We start from the raw sequence: 16,739 nt of genomic DNA, 5'->3' as shown, positions 1-16,739 counted from the left end.
TACTGTAAATTTTTAAATACTAAAATTTAGGATTGCAAAATAGAACTATTCATTTAAACTCCAATCATATTTTTTGTATCCTTTTTTAGGTTGATCTTTGATTTTAATTTTAGCAAAGCGATTGATATAATCTTTTACATCACCACCATCAACTTTAAAATCTTTTTTGAACCAAGAAAATATTTTAGAAACACTCACCTCGTCTGCTGTAATTGTATTTCTAATAGGATCGTTAATAAAATCGTAAGCTTGTTTTTCTAATGTTTCTTGAATCATGCTACCTGTGTAGGCTTTATTAAGTAATAATGGGCATGAAAAAGAAGCACAGTTAATGGCAAAATGGATTCTAGGGTCTCCGAATTTACGTAGAATTTTATGTTCTACCTGATTAAGACTATACCACTCATCACCAATTTTAAAAAATTGTTTGTCCCATGGATCTTTTATATCCTTGATACTTTTAATAGGATAATTATCTATAATAAGTTTGATGGTATAAGCATTATAGGTATTGATCCAGTATGCAAGCTTATCATTTTTACTCCAATTTTCTTGAGGCATGTTTTCAGAAAGTTGTAAAAAATACTCATATAAAAGAGCACTATCTTTCATAAACCCCATGTAGTTTACTTTTCCGTCAGCGCTAACATGTTTTTGTAATAAACCATCCCAAACTTGATGATTCATAAGCTGTTGTTGTGCTTTACCAGAGAAAGTAAAGGCAGTTATAAATAGTAGTAAAAAAAGTTTTTTCATTGTTTTAATTTTAAAGGATAAAGTTCTTGTTTAATAAACGAATTGGGGAATGTTTCATCGCCTTCAAAACCTAATTCTATATCACGACCACTTTTAGGGATATAATTTGTTTTAAAAAGGTAATCCCAGATACTAAGCGTTAGTCCAAAATTTACACCAAACTTTACAGGGAGCTCCTTAGAATGATGCCAGATATGCATTTTTGGGTTGTTAAAAATGTATTTAAAAATACCGTAATCCCAACCTAGATTAGCATGATTTAAATGGCCTACAACTAGAGCAAAAAAGTGCACTATAGCAACATCTTGAGCATCGAATCCTCCTATAATAGCCATAGGGATATAAAGCAAAGATTTATATACTATGGGCTCCATCCAATGATATCTAAGATGAGCAGAGAATCCCATTTGTTTTACAGAGTGATGTAATTTGTGAAAGTTCCATAAAAAATCAATACGATGTAGTAATCGATGAGTATTCCATTGAACAAAATCACTTACCAAAAAGAAGATAAGTAAACCTAAAAACTTAGGTAATTGATCTACATCAAAAATTTGAAAATCGCTAATCGATAGCTCTATAAAACTCAAGATATCATCAAATATAGAAGCAGTAGTATTTGATAAGGCAATGAGAATAATGAGATTTAAAAAGAAAAAATTAAAGAACATATAAAAGGTATCTAACCAAAAATCTTTTCTAAATAGCGGTTGATTTTTTCGCCAAGGGAAAAGTAATTCAAGTATAAAAACTAGAATAGAGATAAGGATTAACCCATAGAAAAAGTTATCCCAATGATTAGGATAGATAATTTCGTTTTTAAGGTAATTCCAATACCCTAAATACGAATCTTTAATAATGTTACTATATTTTTCCAAAATCAATAAGATTTAAAGTAATTGTAATAATTTAAAAAGTAAAGCACTAATTATAGCTGCAATAGGTAAAGTAAGTACCCATGATAAAACTATTTTTGAAATCATTTTAAGGTCAGCTTTTTTTGTGGCTGTACCAATTCCAAAAATAGATCCTACAGAAACATGAGTTGTAGAAACAGGTAATCCGTGAATACTAGCTGTTGTAACCAAAATACCAGTAATAGTATTGGCAGTAAAGCCTTGACCAGAATTCATAGGAGTTATTTTTTTACTCATAGTAACACCTACTTTTTTAGCATTAATTAAGCCACCTAAGGCCATAGTGATTGCTATAGCAATCATACCCCATTTGATATCAAGAGCATTGATAATTAATAGTAAACCTACAATTTTAGGAGTATCGTTAAGTCCTCTAGCAAAACTAACAATTCCAGAACTTAAATAATGTAAGCCATTGATAATGCGTTGTAATGATAAGCCTCCTATTTTTAAAGCATAAGTCTCTTCATAAGAACGAGATTTACCAATTTTTTTTCGTAGAAAACGTAAAATTACATAAGCAACTAAACTTAATGTAGCAGCCATAAGCGGGCTTACAATTAAAGGCATAAGAAAAGTTTTACCAAGTTTAGCAAAATTAAATTCACTTCCTACAGCCATGACTCCAGCACCAAAGAGTGCACCTACTAATCCATGTGTTGTAGAAATAGGCATTCCGATTTTGGTAGCAAGAAATACGGTGATTGCTGCACCTAATGCGATTGAGATTGCAAATGTAGGAGAAAGGATTAATTCGTTAGGGACTAAACCTTTTCCAGAGAAGTTTTTAACGAGTTCTTCTGCAAGAAAAATAGCTGCGATAGCTCCAGCAAATGTGGTAATAGTAGCCCAATTAATAGCGTTTTTATAGGTGGTGATACCACTCCCAAAAAGAGTTGCTACACCTTTAAAGTTGTCATTTGCACCATTGCTATACGCTAAAAAACAAGCAGCAATAAAAAGTAGGATTAAAATCATAAATAATGGGGGTAATTAGTAAAATTCAACGAGCTTACTCATATTCGTTTAAAAGTGCAAACTCGTTGAATTGATAAGTATTAATATTAGCAACATCCTCCTCCATCATAATGGAATGTAGACTCACTAATATAAATATCATCTCTTTCTAAAGCCGCTATGGCGTTTGCAGTTTTATCACAGATAGCAAGAGGCTGATTCTTTAATAGAACGTGCCCTTTTTTATCATCAAAATAATCATTGTCACCAAAGTAAATTGCAGCTTTACCAGTAAAGATACACGGCCCATCTTCTGGCATAGGATCTTTAATTGCAGCAACTTCTATAGACTCGATATAGATTAATTCTTCTGTATCATAATTTTTAGGATCAAGAATACGATACGGTTTACGTGCACGGATTTCAATTGTACCAAATCCTACATCTGTCAAAGCTTTAACATACTCGGCAATTGGTAAACTACCACTTAAACATAATGCTCTTAAGCGTTCATCATTACGTAAAGCATCATTCATAGGTTGCTCACAAGTAGGATCACTCATTACTAAACGTCCGTGAGGTTTAAGTACACGATACATTTCTTCAATAGCTTTTTTTAGATCCTCGGCTTTAAAAATATTGAATAAGCAGTTTTGAGCAGCTACATCAATACTATTATCTGCTACAGGAAGGTTTAAAGCATCTCCATATTTAAGATCTACAAACTCACTTTTGAACCAATCGTTTTGTTCTTCGGCTATTTTGAAATTATTTTTTGAAGCATCAAGCATTTCTTGAACAACATCTACACCTACAACACCACCTTTTTGACGAGAAAAATATGAGAATTGTAATAATTCCATACCTCCACCAACACCTACATAAAGGATTTTAGGATTGTTTGTTAAATCTCTAGCGTTTACAGTGCTTCCGCAACCGTAATTCATTTCCTGCATTATTTTAGGGATTTTTAAACCAGGAAGTTCCCATATAGGGTTAGTTGTACAGCATAATCCTACATCTGGTGTCAATGCTGCTTCTTTATAAACATCGTGCGTTGTCTCTAAATAACTCATCTTTCTTATGTTTTTAAAGTCGTGATAAGAAATCACGATTCTGGGGTTATAGTGTTTTTATTAATTCTTTAAAAAGTTTAATCATGTTTGGTTCTGCTTTGGCAGCCATGGCGATGATTTCTTGAATATTTACAGGAGCCAAATTATCTGGATCACATTCATCTGTTAAAACAGATACAGCTGCAACAGGTAGCTCTAAATGATTCGCAACAATTACTTCTGGAACAGTACTCATTCCTACAGCATCTGCGCCGATAATACTTAAATAACGATATTCTGCTCTAGTTTCTAATTGAGGTCCCACTACAGAAGCATAAACTCCTTTATGAAGTTGAATTCCTTGATCTTGAGCAATAGTCTCAAGTTTAGTATTAATTGCAGGATTATATGGTGCACTCATATCTGTAAATCGAGACCCTAGTTCTTCTACACCTTTAAAAGCTAGAGGAGAGCCTCCTTGTAGATTGATATGATCATCGATAAGCATTAATTCGCCTTTTTTAAATTTTAAATTGATAGCACCAGAAGCATTAGAAACTAACAAAGTCTTAATTCCTAATTGATGCATAATGCGAACAGGGTAAGTAATCTCTTGAAGAGAATATCCTTCGTATAAATGAAATCTCCCTTGCATAACAACAACATTCTTACCTTCAAGTTTTCCATAAATTAATTTCCCTTTATGGAATTCTACAGTAGCTGTGGGGAAGTTGGGGATTTCATTATAATTAACTTCTTCAATAATTTCGATTTCATTAATCAATTGCCCTAGTCCAGTACCTAGAATAATACCAATTTCTGGAGTGTTGAATCCTTTATTTTTTAAAAAAGAAGTTGTTTCTTCAATTTGTTGTTTCATTTCTTTGAGTTTATAAATTGATTGGTGTTAAAAATTGACGAAAAGCAGGAATATCTTTAAGATCTTCATAAAAATCAATATCGTTACGCTCTTCTAATTTCTTTACAGAAAAACCGTGTAAATCTTTTAGTGTATCTTCTAATACAGTTGAAGTACCCCATACTTTATTTTTGAAAATATTAGTATGTAGTTTTTTCATTCCTAATAAATAATATCCACCATCTAGCGCTGGACCTACAACATAATCATGAGCATATAAAGCTTCAAAAGCTTGTTCAAGATCCTTTTGACTTAAATCATACATATCACTACCTATGATGATGATATTTTCATACCCTTGAGCAAATCCATTCTTAAAAGCATTTTCCATTCTGATTCCTAAATCATCCCCTTCTTGACGAAGTTTGTGATAGGCATCTTCACTCCATAAATCATTTGAACGTACTTTAACCGAATAATGTACTTGTTTATCAACTGCAAGATTTTGAGTAATGTTTACAGTATGTTCTAATAAAAAAGTATAAATATCCAGAGCCGTTTGATCGCCAACAGTTGCTGCCAAACGCGTTTTACATTTTCCTAATTCGGGATTGCGGGTAAAAATTAATAACAGGTTTTTAGATTCCAACGACATTATTTTTATTAGTGTATTTTAATTCCTTTAGTAAGCCATTTTTCCCATGACTTAGAAAAAGTATGTACATTATCCGTAAGTTGATTTTGAGTATCTACCACAGGTAAATTATTATTTTTCCATTCAAAAATGCCTCCAAATAAATTGTAAACATTAGTATATCCTATAGCTTGAATTTTTGATGCAATATCTTCGGATCTAATACCTAAACTGCAATACACTATAATCTTTTTGTTTTTTGGAATGTTTAGTTTTCGGAATGCTTTGATATCAAATTTATTATAACCGATATGATGAGCATTCTTGATATGACTAACATTATATTCTTTAGGCTCTCGAGCATCTAATAACACTATATCTTCAAAGTTTTCAGCACGCAATTCTTTAATAGAAAGATAAGGTACAGTTTCGTCATTATATTTTGCTAATAGCTGTTCTAAAGGTGATTGGCTCCATAATGAAAAAGAAACCAAAAGAAATACATAAAATATTTTATTCATACACTAATACATCAAAGCTCAATGATAAATTGAGTTTTAAGATTATAGATTAAAAAACAAACAGGATAAATGTTTAGTGTAGTAGAGGGGACCCTTTGTTGTATGAATTGTGTAAAAATAAATTTTGAGAATGTTTTTGTACGTGATTCCAAACACGGTATGTAGTAGAAAGTATTTGAGTAATATAATGTAATAAGATTACCGAAATACTTTTATAATAATTGTGTAGCTTTTTTAAATCAGCAACAGTATCTATATCAATTAATGTAGGTAATAAAACTACAGTATTAGTAGCTTTAAAATGAGAAGTAATACATTGAGATATTCGATGCGTTTGCCAAGGTAAATTCAGGAAATAAGCCTTATGAAATTGTGATTTATGAAGTCCGATAAGATAAAAACCTCCATCGTGATTAGGTCCCAATACTACTTTGTTTTGCTTTAATAGTTGTTCGCTTTTATGTAATAATTGAGTAGATAATTGAGGTGAATCATTACCGATCATGATCACATTGTCAAACCCCATATCAAAGACATTTTGAAGAGCATTTACAAAGCGCTCACCAAAAGATAGACCTTTTTGACGATCTTCTGTAAAGAGGAAATAAGGTAGCGTAGTTTTTTCAACAGTACGTATGATCTGTTGATTAAGCTGCTGAAATAAGGATTGACCTTTTTCAATAGCTTTACGCTTTATTTCTTCTTGAGAAGAATTAGCAAAAATTAATATGGCAGTTTGTTGTTGTTTCATATCATATGCTTAAGCCATTTTATAGATATTTATTTTTTAATGTATTTAAAATTAAAACCTTTTTTGAGTTTATGCAACTGTACCTTGACAACTACTCCCTGCACCAGCAGTACATCCAAAACAATGCTGTGAAATAAGGATATTTCGATCATTTAAGATGTCTTCATTATAGTCACTAATATGTTTAATCTTGCTATCAACTTTTAAACCTAGCATTTGATTAAAATCACAATCGTATAGCCAACCATCCCAACTTACCGAAATAGTATTTGTACACATAACATTAGCTACTGCAGAAGGATTATAAGCCTCTACTAAAGCATACATATAATCTTCATAATTTTCTGATGCGATTAGATAATCTAAGAAACGACTTATAGGTAAATTAGTTATAGCAAAAAGATTGTGAAATGAAATATTGAAATCTTCAAGCAATGCTTTTTTAAAATCTTTTTCCAAAGCCATTTGATCTCCAGGTAAGAAAGCACCAGATGGATTATAAACAAGATCAAGTTTAAGATTACTGTCTGGCATACCATAACCTACAGCATTTAAATCCTTGAGTGCTTGGATAGACTTATCAAAAACACCATTACCACGTTGCTTATCAGTTTTTCCTCTAGTGTAATGAGGCATAGATGAAACTACGTGTACATTGTATTTTTTAAAGAATTCAGGTAAGTCATGATACTTTTTATTGGCTCTAATAATGGTAAGATTAGAACGTACAATAAAATCCTTAATCCCAGCTTTACTAGCTTCTTCTACAAACCACCTAAAATTAGGATTCATTTCTGGCGCACCACCAGTTAAGTCTAATGTATGAGCACCTGTATTTTTAATAACTTCGAGACATTGTTTCATGGTTTCAACTGTCATGATTTCTTTTCTATCAGGACCAGCATCAACATGACAATGCTCACAAACTTGATTACACATATATCCTACATTTATTTGTAGGATTTCAAGTTTTTTAGGGCGTAAAGGAAATTGATTGATTTCCTTGATTTTATCGGCAAATGTAGGTAATTCACCATCTGCAAAAATTCCACCATTGAGAAAACTCAATTGTTTTTGAGCATTTGCTAACTCGTTATTTCTTTTTAAAAGGGATTTTGTAGCCATAGCTTAAAATTTGAACGCTATTACATGCTCAATTTATTGTATTTATTCATCATTTGAACACCGTGAACTAGAGTTGCACCACTTTCGATAGCAGCACCAGCATGTACAGCTTCCATCATTTCTTCTTTTGTGATTCCTTTTTGTAAGCCATCTTTGGTGTAAGCATCAATACAATAAGGACATTTGACTACATGAGAAACAGCTAATGCGATTAAAGATTTTTCTCTAGCAGAAAGAGCACCTTCTTCAAATACTTTTCCGTAATACTCAAAGAATTTAGTTCCTAATTCTTCACTCCATTCAGTGATTTTTCCAAATTTTCTTAAATCGGCTGGATCGTAATATGTTTTTGACATAATATGTTGTTTTTTCTGTTTTGCTAAATATAATAGTTATTCGTTAGACGAAAATGAAAAACAAATTATATAGAGTCATTAAGAATTAGAATTCAGTCGTAAGAAAAAGAACTTTATTACAAGAAAAGTGTTAAAAAATGATAAAATAGTAACGAAATAAAGAAGAATGTTAAAAGAAAAGATGAGGTTGTTATTGTAAAAATGATTTGTATTTTTGATTTTGCTACAAATTTAATTGTGGTTAATTGATTGATTGATAGTTTTATGAAGAAAAAAGTAACCCTCAAACAATTGGCAAAAGAGCTAAATTTGTCAATATCTACGGTATCCAAATCGTTAAAGAACGATCCCGAAATAAGCCAAAAAACAATTGATAGAGTACATGAATTGGCTAATTTTTATAATTATAAACCCAACCCTTTAGCAGTGAGTTTAAAGAGTAGTAAAACGCATACTATAGGAGTTTTATTGCCAGATATTTTAAATCACTTTTTTGCTAAAACACTTTTCGGAATAGAACAAGAGGCTACAAAAAAAGGATATAAGATAGTGACATGTATTACTAATGAATCTTATAAAAAAGAGTTAGAATATGTAGAAATGTTATCTTTTAATAGTGTTGATGGGTTTATTGTTGCATTGAGTCAAGAAACACAGGTTCTAGATAAAGTAGATCACTTTAAAGACTTGGTAAAGGATAATATTCCTGTAGTGATGTTTGATCGTGTGAGTGAAGAGGTGTCTTGTGATAAAGTTATTGTGGATGATAAAAAAGCAGCGCAGACAGCTTTGCAACACCTTATAGATACAGAATGTAAGCAATTAGCTGTGATATCTACAATACCAGCTTTGAGTGTGGGTAAATTAAGATTAGAAGGAGTACAGGATGCGATGCTAAATCAAAACGGAGTAACATTAAAAGAGTTGTTAATTCAAGATCCAGAGACTGCAGAATATGCTATTGAAAACTTCCTGAAAGAGAATGAAATTGATGGAGTAATAAGTTTGGATGAAACAGCAGCTTCAATAACCATTAATATGGCAAAAAAGTTAGGATATAATATTCCGCAAGAATTATCAGTAATAGGTTTTGCAGATGGGTTGTTGTCCAAGCATTCATTTCCTAAGTTAAGTAGTGTGTCTCAACATGCCGAAAGTTTAGGAAGAATAGCTGTAGAGAGTTTAATAGAACGTTTGGAACATAATGATGTTACCAAAAAATATATTCCGAAAACAGAAATTGTAAAAACAACATTAATACACAGAGAGTCTACTAAATAGTAAAACTTATAGTAGTATAAAAAAGGAAAAGCTGTAAAATGACTAATCATCTTACAGCTTTTCCTTTTTTAAAATCGACCGACAATACCTAATTGACCAGCGCCGAGTTTAAGATCCCATTTGATTTTATTTTTCTTAGGGGTATATGCATAACGTTCACTTACTGTAAGATAACGATCAATGCTTTCTACAACTACAATACCAATAGCAACACCAAGCGCTACATCTGTAAGCCAATGCGCTCCAGCCCATAATCGAGAAATAGGAGTAACCAATCCAATAGCATAAATACCACTTTTAATATAAATATTATCGAATTGTTTAGCAATAGCGTGAGCTGTAGTCATAGCAAGTATAGCATGTCCAGATGGAAAAGAATGATAATTAGCTTCGCTGTTAAAAGGATCATAAGTATCATTACCTAATCCGGCAATAGGTCTAGCACGTCCTGCTAAAGTTTTGACTGCAGTTTGTAAAATACCACCAGCTGTAGCAGATGCAATTAATAAAACACCTGTTCTACGTACTTTTTCATTTTTTGTCAATAATCCAAAAGAATAAATACCTGTAGTTAAACCATAATTAAATAAAGGTTTACCGAAACGAAACCCAAATTCTTTAATAATATGAGGAACTCCATCACCTTGTTTTTGAAAAATAGGATCAGCACGCTCATCTAATGTATATAGTAATGCTGTACCAGCAACGACACCACCCAAAGCAATGAAATCTTTCTTTTTCCAGTGAAATGGTCGAGTATAAGCATGTTTTACACCACCAAAAACAGATACACCATCATGTTTTAACATATCCCATGTACTAGCATTTTCGTCAAGGTGTTGTGCATTTGTTTGCAATGCAATAAAAAAGACGGAAAATAGTACCGGTAAAAAGTAGTTTGCTTTCATAATTTAAAAGAATTGGTCTGGTCAAAAATAATGTTTTTTGGGGGAGTGTTATTTAGTTTTGATAAAACAAATTGATGTTTTTTAAAAAATATATAAGAAAGAATAATTTTAAAAAATATATTTTTGTAAATATTTTTCTTCTGAAAAGAGCGAAAATAAAATAAAGTAAGGAATACATTCATAATCAAAAAAGGAATAAATGAAGCTGAAATATCATAAATTAAAGGCATTTAATTTACAAGAGATGTTATTGGTATTAGCTTTAATAGGAATACTACTATTAATAGCTTTGCCTAATGTTCTTCCCTTAATTGTTCAAGCCAAATCACAAGAAGCAAAACTTCAATTGAAGCATATTAGCAATATGCAAACTCAATATCGTCATCTATATTCTAAATACTCTTTAGATTTTAATGAATTAGACTATGAAGCCCCATTAAGTATTGAAAAAGGTGGATTAGCTAATTATAGTTATGAGATTATCGAAGCTACAACTACTAATTTCAAAGTAAGAGCTACAGCAGTTGTAGATTTTGATGGGGATGGTGTATTCAATGTATGGGAGATAGATGAAAAAGGAGCACCAATACAAACTGTAAAGGATTAATGTGGTGGCAAAGTATTATACCAATATTATGTGTTGTAATTCTTTTAAGAATATGTTATGAAGATATAAAAGAAAGAGCTGTGTATTGGTTTTGGTTTCCTGTTTTAGGAATACTTTTAGGATATGAGCATTATATTCACACACAGTTTAATTATTTTATCTTTTCTATCTCTATGAATATAGTACTTATTCTTACGATTCTTTCAGTATTGTATATATATGCTAAATGGAAAATGAAAAAGAGTTTTCTTGAAGAAGCTTTTGGTATAGGAGATATGTTTTTGTTTTTTGCATTAGGAGTAGGTTTTCCAATGATGACATTTGTAATAAGCTTTGTTTGTGCATTGATTTTTGCATTAATTATTTCGGTTATCTTGAGGCTGAAAAAACAAAATATGACAGTACCATTAGCTGGGTATATGTCTCTTTTCTTTGCTGTTATATTTATCGTTGATAAATGTTATAAACCTGTAAATTTGTATTTGATTTAAATGAAGAATAATTCTTTTGAAATACCAGTAGTTTTAAAACAAAAAATTACATCAGATCAAGCTTTTCACTACAGGATTATTCCTGTAGCAGAGGAGAATGGTATGCTAATGTTTAAAACAGATAATAAAGAACTTAAAACACTTGAACAAGAATTGAAAATAATACTTAATCAGGAGATTAAGTTGTTATTTGAAGATGAAGAAACAATACAAAACTATTTGTCCTATAATTATAGAAAAACTAATGTTGGTGCTCAAGAAAAGTTAAAATATGCTGATAATTTTTTACAAAAACTAATTAGTACAGCAAAGAGTTTTGGAAGTAGTGATATTCATATGGAACCGTATGAAAAAACATGTAGAGTGAGGTTTCGATTAGATGGAAAGTTAAAAGAACAATACACAATAAATATAAAAGAATATCCACAATTAGTCAATCAGATAAAAATACAATCTGGGTTAGATATTTCGCAGAAGCGATTAGCCCAGGATGGTAGAATCACTTTTAAAGTGAATAAAGAAGAATTTGATATAAGGGTATCTACTATGCCTACACTTCATGGAGAAAAGATTGTTTTAAGATTACTAAGTAGAAATACGCAAGATATTTTTTTAAAAGAATTAGGTTTTACTCAACAAGAATTAACGCTTTATAGAGAGGCGACCAAAAAACCACAGGGGATTATATTGATTTCAGGACCAACAGGGTCAGGAAAAACAACAACACTTTATGCCACCTTAAAAGAATTAAATAAAGAAGCGTCTAATATATTAACAATAGAAGATCCTATAGAATATACTCTCGAAGGAATTAATCAAGTTCAATTAAGAGAAGATATAGAGTTTGATTTTCCCGCAGCATTAAGAGCTTTTTTACGTCAAGATCCAGATATTATCATGGTAGGAGAAATTAGAGACGATAAAACTGCAGCAATGGCTATAAAAGCAGCACTTACAGGGCATCTGGTATTATCGACAATACATACAAACTCTGCATGGGCTACTATTTCTAGGTTGATCGATATGAATGTACCTTCTTTTTTATTAGCAAGTACTTTAACAATGAGTATAGCACAGCGATTGGTAAGAAAATTGTGTCCACACTGTAAAAAAGAAAAGAAGGCATCTTCTCAAGATTTTCCTATAGGATTTAATATTCCAGAGGATTTAGAAACATATGCAGAAGCAGTAGGATGTAACGAATGTTATCATACAGGATATTTAGGAAGAAAAGCAGTATATGAGCTATTACCAATAACGAAAGAATTGGAATATGCGATAAAGAGAAATGAATTACAAATAGATGAATATATTGAAAAGCATGATATACAAACATTGCAAACAAATGCTTTGAGATTAGTAAGAGAGAGAATCACTTCTGTAGAAGAGGTATATTCATTACTAGGAAATCAATAATTTAATTAAAATCAAGAACGAGTGAAAAAATATGTTATGATTATAATGTTGTGTGTTATAAGCATTGTAAATGCACAACAATTTCAGAATGCAGAAGAAGAACGAATACAAAAAATAGAGCGGAAATTAGCATTAGCAGAGACTACTATTCCTAATCTCTTAGAGAAAGTAAATATCAATATAACGAATACAACCTTGCCTAATTTTTTTAGAGCAATATCGAGAATTCATAAAGTTAATATTAATGTAACTAATGAATTAAATGGTATTTCTATTGTGAATGGATTTAATGATGTATCTATAAAAGATTTAATCATTTTTTTGAGTAAAGAATATCTATTAGATATAGAAATAACAGGTAATATCATATCTATACATAAGTATAATAAGCCTCAAGAATTACCAAAAGAAAAAGAGATTTCTGTATTATATGATGTACCTACAAAGGCGATTACAATGGATCTTAATAATGATGCATTGCATAAGGTTTTTAGAAAAGTAATAGATGTTACAGGTAGAAATATAGTTTATGCTCCAACATTAAAAGATAAAGCATTGTCGTTATATGTTACAAGAGTTCCTATTGACATTGCTCTTCAAAAGTTAGCCGAAGCTAATGGTTTAGAATTAGAAGTAACGTCAGATGGATTTTATACTTTTCAGCAACAAGAGAACCCTAATCAATCTAGTAGACGTTTATCCGGTAAAAGTAGAAGAACCTCAAGGTTAGGATATAGTGTATTGGATACTGTAAATGGAATATTAGAGGTGAATTTAAAAAATACACCTATCTCAAAGTTTATAAATGAAGTAGGAGAAGATTTAAACCTAAATATCTTTACAGCTAGTCCTCTAGAAAGTGCAGGAACTGTAACTGTAAAAGCGGATAGAATACAATTTGATGATTTATTAACCAAAATCTTTGAAAGTAATACAACTAGTACTAGCTCTAATAATAATTCTTCAAATAATACATCGAGTTCTAGAAGCAATAGAAACGGACAGAATACTTCAAGTTTAGCTACTGGACAAGGACAACATTTTACATTTAAAAGAGAGGCTAATGTTTATTATTTTGGAACAGGAACTCAGCTTACGTTAAAACGAATAGAAAGTGTACAAATGATGCACAGATCTATAGCTATGTTAGGAGATGCTAGTTTTGGAGGAGGAAATTATGGTGGGAATAATTTTGTGACTGGAGGAACAAATTATGTAGGAAACCAACAAAATGGATCAAATACTCAACAAAGAGGAGGATTTAATTCTTCGACTAATAGAAATAATCAATCGTCATTTTCAAGTGCTAATTCTTTTTCGAGAAATTCAACTACAGATGCAGGATCAATTATAGAGCTATTTCCAGAAACTATTACTCAAGATTTAGAAATAAAAATTGATGTAGAACTCAACAGTTTTGTGGTAAGTGGCCCTAGTACCAAAGTAGAAAAGTTTAAACAATTTGTTCGATATATAGATAGACCGGTTCCTTTAGTCTTAATAGAAGTGATGATTCTAGAAGTGAGTAGAAATGCTACGGTAGAAACAGGAGTAGAATTTGGATTAGGAGAAGAAGAACGTGTAACTACAGGAACGACTTTTCCTAATGCTAATATTACGTTAGGAGCAGAAACTATTAATAGAATCATAGGTGGATTTGATGGATTTGGATCTTTGAATTTAGGAAATGTATTGCCTAATTTCTATTTGAATATTAAAGCGATGGAATCCAATGGTAATGTGAAAATTTTATCGACACCTAAATTAAGTACGCTTAATGGGCACAAAGCATATTTGTCAAGTGGACAAACAACATATTATGCGGTAACAAGTCAGAACATTATAGGATCTCAAAATCCACAAACATCAGAAATTACAAATTTCCAACCTATTGATGCCGAATTAGCATTAGAGTTTAAACCGTATGTAGCAGGTGATGGGCAGATAACATTAGATATTCAAGTAATTCAATCAAGTTTTAGTGGAGTACGTATAGCAGAAAATGCCCCACCAGATATCAATAGTAGAAGATTCTCGTCTATTCTTCGTATGCAATCAAATGATGTTGCGATTTTGGGAGGTATAGAAGAAAAAGTAAAAAATGATTCAGGGTCAGGTGTCCCTATATTATCAAGAATCCCAGTGCTTAAATGGTTGTTTAGTAAACGAACTCGTCAAGACAGTAAAAGAAAACTTAATGTAATTATTAAGCCTACAGTATTTTATTAAATAAAAAGTAACACACAATGTTTAAACATAAAATACACGCTTTAGAATATACAGATGAAGAAAAGTTGTCTTTTTGGGGAGTTACTGTAGAAAAAAGCAAAGATGAATTTGAGATTATTGATAAATTTCAAGAGAATACCCAAGAAGCAATAATCGATAAAATAGGAAAAGGAAATGCTATTCATCTTATTGTAACGGGGAAAAATGTAATACGAAAACAACTAGCATATGATGCTGAAACCGATAACGAACTTATATCGCAGGCTTTTCCTAATTTAAATATAGACGATTTCTTTGTTCAAATTTTAAAAGTAGATCATCAAGCTTTTGTATCAATTTGCAGAAAATCATATATAGAAGGAATTATAGAAACATTTAAGAAAGAAAACGTTTGGGTAATAAGTTTTTCAATAGGGAAATTGATACTTTCTAGCGTAACTTCTTTTATAAAAGAATCTTTTGAGACTAGAAATGAGTTGGTAATATGTGAAGCGGATAAGATAATAACATTTGAGCCTACAACTGAAACAGAGAATAAAGAATATAGTATTGGAGATGCAAAAGTATCACAAGACTATTTGATTCCGCTAGCAGCAATATGTAATGAGATAATAGGTTCTACAGTATTAAGTACTACCTATGATAAAGAAGAGGTTTTCTTAAAAAAGCAATATAAAGAAACAGTGTTTTTTAAAAAAACATTGACTTATGGCATAGGAGGATTATTATTCTTATTGATTATAAACTTTTTAGTTTTTAATAATGCATATAAAAAGTGGCAATTATTAGAAGAAGAAGTTCAATTGTATAGCTCTCAACGAGAACAGATTTTACAAAAAAAAGAAGAGGTAGCTCAAAAAGAAGCAATTGTGATGAGTATTTTAAATACGGGATTTTCTAAGAGTTCATGGTATTTAAGTGAGATTGTAAAAAAAATGCCTACAACCATTACTCTTGAGAATTATACATATCAACCATTAAAGAGATCTGTAAGAAAAGATAAAGCAATCCAATTGCATAGTGATCAAATAAAAATTAAAGGAGAAACATTAAGTAAAGTAGACTTTAATGATTGGTTAAGACAACTAGAAGAACTTAAGTTTATAGTGGATATTACTATTTTGAATTATGGAAATAATCAAAAAGGAGATGATTTTGAGGTTCTAATAAAAATTAAAGAGCATGACACAGCGTCGTAAAAATATAATGTTAGTTGTAGGGCTGGTATTATTGTTTATAATAGCATATCAGTTTAGCTTTTCAAAAACATTTAATTTACAAAGTGAAATAAGTAAGTTAGAAGCTCAAGGAAAAAGCTATCGATCAGCACCAAAACAATTGGCTAAGTTAAAGCAACAAGAGAAGCAATTTGATGAGATTTTAACAAAAAATAATGTCAGAGGAAACTCCTTACAAAACAATATTCTTAAGGTGTTAAATACCTTATCAGAAATTCATAATTATAAAATTATTGAATTTAAAGAACCACATCAATATACAGAAGAAGCGACTAATAAGATAACTACAACTTATGATTTTACTATAGAAGGAGGATATAAAGGAATAATAGAAACGTTATATGCTTTAGAACAGCAATATAGTTTTGGAAATGTTGTAAATATAGATTTTAATCGAAAAAAGAATTATAGAACAAATAAAAAATATTTACAATGTACTATTTTATTACAACGAGTTAATTAAGGTATTCCCATAAAAATACTTATATTCGCAGATTCAAAAAATAAAAACATCAATCAAAATCAATTAACGAACAATGAAAGAAATGATACTTCAAAAAAGTGTTGTAAATCCTAACGACACAAAACAAGCAATATCTAGAGAAAAAATAAATAGTCAAGCATTAATGGTCGTATTA

General features: G+C 30.8%; 18 protein-coding genes. 7 read left to right on the top strand and 11 right to left on the bottom strand.

Going from position 1 to position 16,739, the window contains the following annotated elements:
- Positions 1 to 45: 45 nt before the first annotated feature.
- The 10 genes from ACYEKI_RS17700 to ACYEKI_RS17655 all read right to left on the bottom strand — a co-directional run bounded on the left by ACYEKI_RS17700 (position 46) and on the right by ACYEKI_RS17655 (position 7,931).
- Positions 46 to 756 carry a DUF547 domain-containing protein gene (locus ACYEKI_RS17700; RefSeq protein ID WP_459212544.1) on the bottom strand — a complete coding sequence of 237 codons (711 nt, stop codon included), beginning with the start codon at positions 754 to 756 and terminating at the stop codon, positions 46 to 48.
- Positions 753 to 1,634 (bottom strand): sterol desaturase family protein, encoded by an 882-nt coding sequence (locus ACYEKI_RS17695; protein ID WP_459212543.1) that lies wholly within the window; start codon positions 1,632 to 1,634, stop codon positions 753 to 755. The genes ACYEKI_RS17700 and ACYEKI_RS17695 overlap by 4 nt, the downstream gene beginning before the upstream one ends.
- Before the next feature lie 12 nt (positions 1,635 to 1,646).
- Entirely contained in the window at positions 1,647 to 2,651 is a 1,005-nt protein-coding gene (locus ACYEKI_RS17690; protein ID WP_459212542.1) for an inorganic phosphate transporter, read from the bottom strand.
- 86 nt (positions 2,652 to 2,737) lie between these two features.
- Positions 2,738 to 3,706: an arsenosugar biosynthesis arsenite methyltransferase ArsM gene (gene arsM / locus ACYEKI_RS17685; protein WP_459212541.1), complete on the bottom strand. Its 969-nt coding sequence runs from the start codon at positions 3,704 to 3,706 to the stop codon at positions 2,738 to 2,740.
- Between the two features lie 46 nt (positions 3,707 to 3,752).
- Positions 3,753 to 4,565 carry a purine-nucleoside phosphorylase gene (locus ACYEKI_RS17680; protein WP_459212540.1) on the bottom strand — a complete coding sequence of 271 codons (813 nt, stop codon included), beginning with the start codon at positions 4,563 to 4,565 and terminating at the stop codon, positions 3,753 to 3,755.
- Positions 4,566 to 4,575: 10 nt separating this feature from the next.
- The gene (locus tag ACYEKI_RS17675) at positions 4,576 to 5,199 is read right to left on the bottom strand and encodes a TIGR04282 family arsenosugar biosynthesis glycosyltransferase (protein ID WP_459212539.1); all 624 of its coding nucleotides are present in this window, start codon (positions 5,197 to 5,199) and stop codon (positions 4,576 to 4,578) included.
- 8 nt (positions 5,200 to 5,207) lie between these two features.
- Positions 5,208 to 5,699 carry a rhodanese-like domain-containing protein gene (locus tag ACYEKI_RS17670; protein WP_459212538.1) on the bottom strand — a complete coding sequence of 164 codons (492 nt, stop codon included), beginning with the start codon at positions 5,697 to 5,699 and terminating at the stop codon, positions 5,208 to 5,210.
- Between the two features lie 73 nt (positions 5,700 to 5,772).
- Positions 5,773 to 6,450: a TIGR04282 family arsenosugar biosynthesis glycosyltransferase gene (locus ACYEKI_RS17665; RefSeq protein WP_459212537.1), complete on the bottom strand. Its 678-nt coding sequence runs from the start codon at positions 6,448 to 6,450 to the stop codon at positions 5,773 to 5,775.
- A 69-nt stretch (positions 6,451 to 6,519) separates the two neighbouring features.
- Positions 6,520 to 7,575 (bottom strand): arsenosugar biosynthesis radical SAM (seleno)protein ArsS, encoded by a 1,056-nt coding sequence (gene arsS / locus ACYEKI_RS17660; RefSeq protein WP_459212536.1) that lies wholly within the window; start codon positions 7,573 to 7,575, stop codon positions 6,520 to 6,522.
- Between the two features lie 20 nt (positions 7,576 to 7,595).
- On the bottom strand, positions 7,596 to 7,931 hold the full coding sequence (locus ACYEKI_RS17655) for an arsenosugar biosynthesis-associated peroxidase-like protein (RefSeq protein WP_459212535.1): 336 nt from the start codon (positions 7,929 to 7,931) through the stop codon (positions 7,596 to 7,598).
- A gap of 264 nt (positions 7,932 to 8,195) precedes the next feature.
- On the opposite strand from ACYEKI_RS17655, the gene ACYEKI_RS17650 reads away from it, so the two are divergent.
- Entirely contained in the window at positions 8,196 to 9,212 is a 1,017-nt protein-coding gene (locus ACYEKI_RS17650; protein ID WP_459212534.1) for a LacI family DNA-binding transcriptional regulator, read from the top strand.
- Positions 9,213 to 9,280: 68 nt separating this feature from the next.
- Here ACYEKI_RS17650 and ACYEKI_RS17645 read toward each other — a convergent pair whose 3' ends face one another.
- Positions 9,281 to 10,120 carry a phosphatase PAP2 family protein gene (locus tag ACYEKI_RS17645; RefSeq protein WP_459212533.1) on the bottom strand — a complete coding sequence of 280 codons (840 nt, stop codon included), beginning with the start codon at positions 10,118 to 10,120 and terminating at the stop codon, positions 9,281 to 9,283.
- 199 nt (positions 10,121 to 10,319) lie between these two features.
- Here ACYEKI_RS17645 and ACYEKI_RS17640 point away from each other — a divergent pair, with 199 nt between their 5' ends.
- Genes ACYEKI_RS17640 through ACYEKI_RS17615 form a run of 6 tightly spaced genes read left to right on the top strand, consistent with a single transcriptional unit; the run spans position 10,320 to position 16,564 of the window.
- Entirely contained in the window at positions 10,320 to 10,727 is a 408-nt protein-coding gene (locus ACYEKI_RS17640; RefSeq protein WP_459212532.1) for a prepilin-type N-terminal cleavage/methylation domain-containing protein, read from the top strand.
- Entirely contained in the window at positions 10,727 to 11,218 is a 492-nt protein-coding gene (locus ACYEKI_RS17635; protein ID WP_459212531.1) for a hypothetical protein, read from the top strand. The genes ACYEKI_RS17640 and ACYEKI_RS17635 overlap by 1 nt, the downstream gene beginning before the upstream one ends.
- Complete coding sequence (locus tag ACYEKI_RS17630; protein WP_459212530.1) at positions 11,219 to 12,634, top strand: GspE/PulE family protein; 1,416 nt, start codon at positions 11,219 to 11,221, stop codon at positions 12,632 to 12,634.
- A 21-nt stretch (positions 12,635 to 12,655) separates the two neighbouring features.
- Complete coding sequence (locus tag ACYEKI_RS17625; protein WP_459212529.1) at positions 12,656 to 14,863, top strand: type II secretion system protein GspD; 2,208 nt, start codon at positions 12,656 to 12,658, stop codon at positions 14,861 to 14,863.
- 17 nt (positions 14,864 to 14,880) lie between these two features.
- Positions 14,881 to 16,062 carry a hypothetical protein gene (locus tag ACYEKI_RS17620; protein WP_459212528.1) on the top strand — a complete coding sequence of 394 codons (1,182 nt, stop codon included), beginning with the start codon at positions 14,881 to 14,883 and terminating at the stop codon, positions 16,060 to 16,062.
- Positions 16,046 to 16,564 carry a hypothetical protein gene (locus tag ACYEKI_RS17615; RefSeq protein ID WP_459212527.1) on the top strand — a complete coding sequence of 173 codons (519 nt, stop codon included), beginning with the start codon at positions 16,046 to 16,048 and terminating at the stop codon, positions 16,562 to 16,564. Before ACYEKI_RS17620 ends, ACYEKI_RS17615 begins: the two co-directional genes overlap by 17 nt.
- Positions 16,565 to 16,739 lie beyond the last annotated feature (175 nt).

This window comes from Aquimarina rhabdastrellae, assembly GCA_947387485.1.
Taxonomy (GTDB): domain Bacteria; phylum Bacteroidota; class Bacteroidia; order Flavobacteriales; family Flavobacteriaceae; genus Aquimarina.
This window is presented reverse-complemented; position numbering and strand designations above follow the sequence as displayed.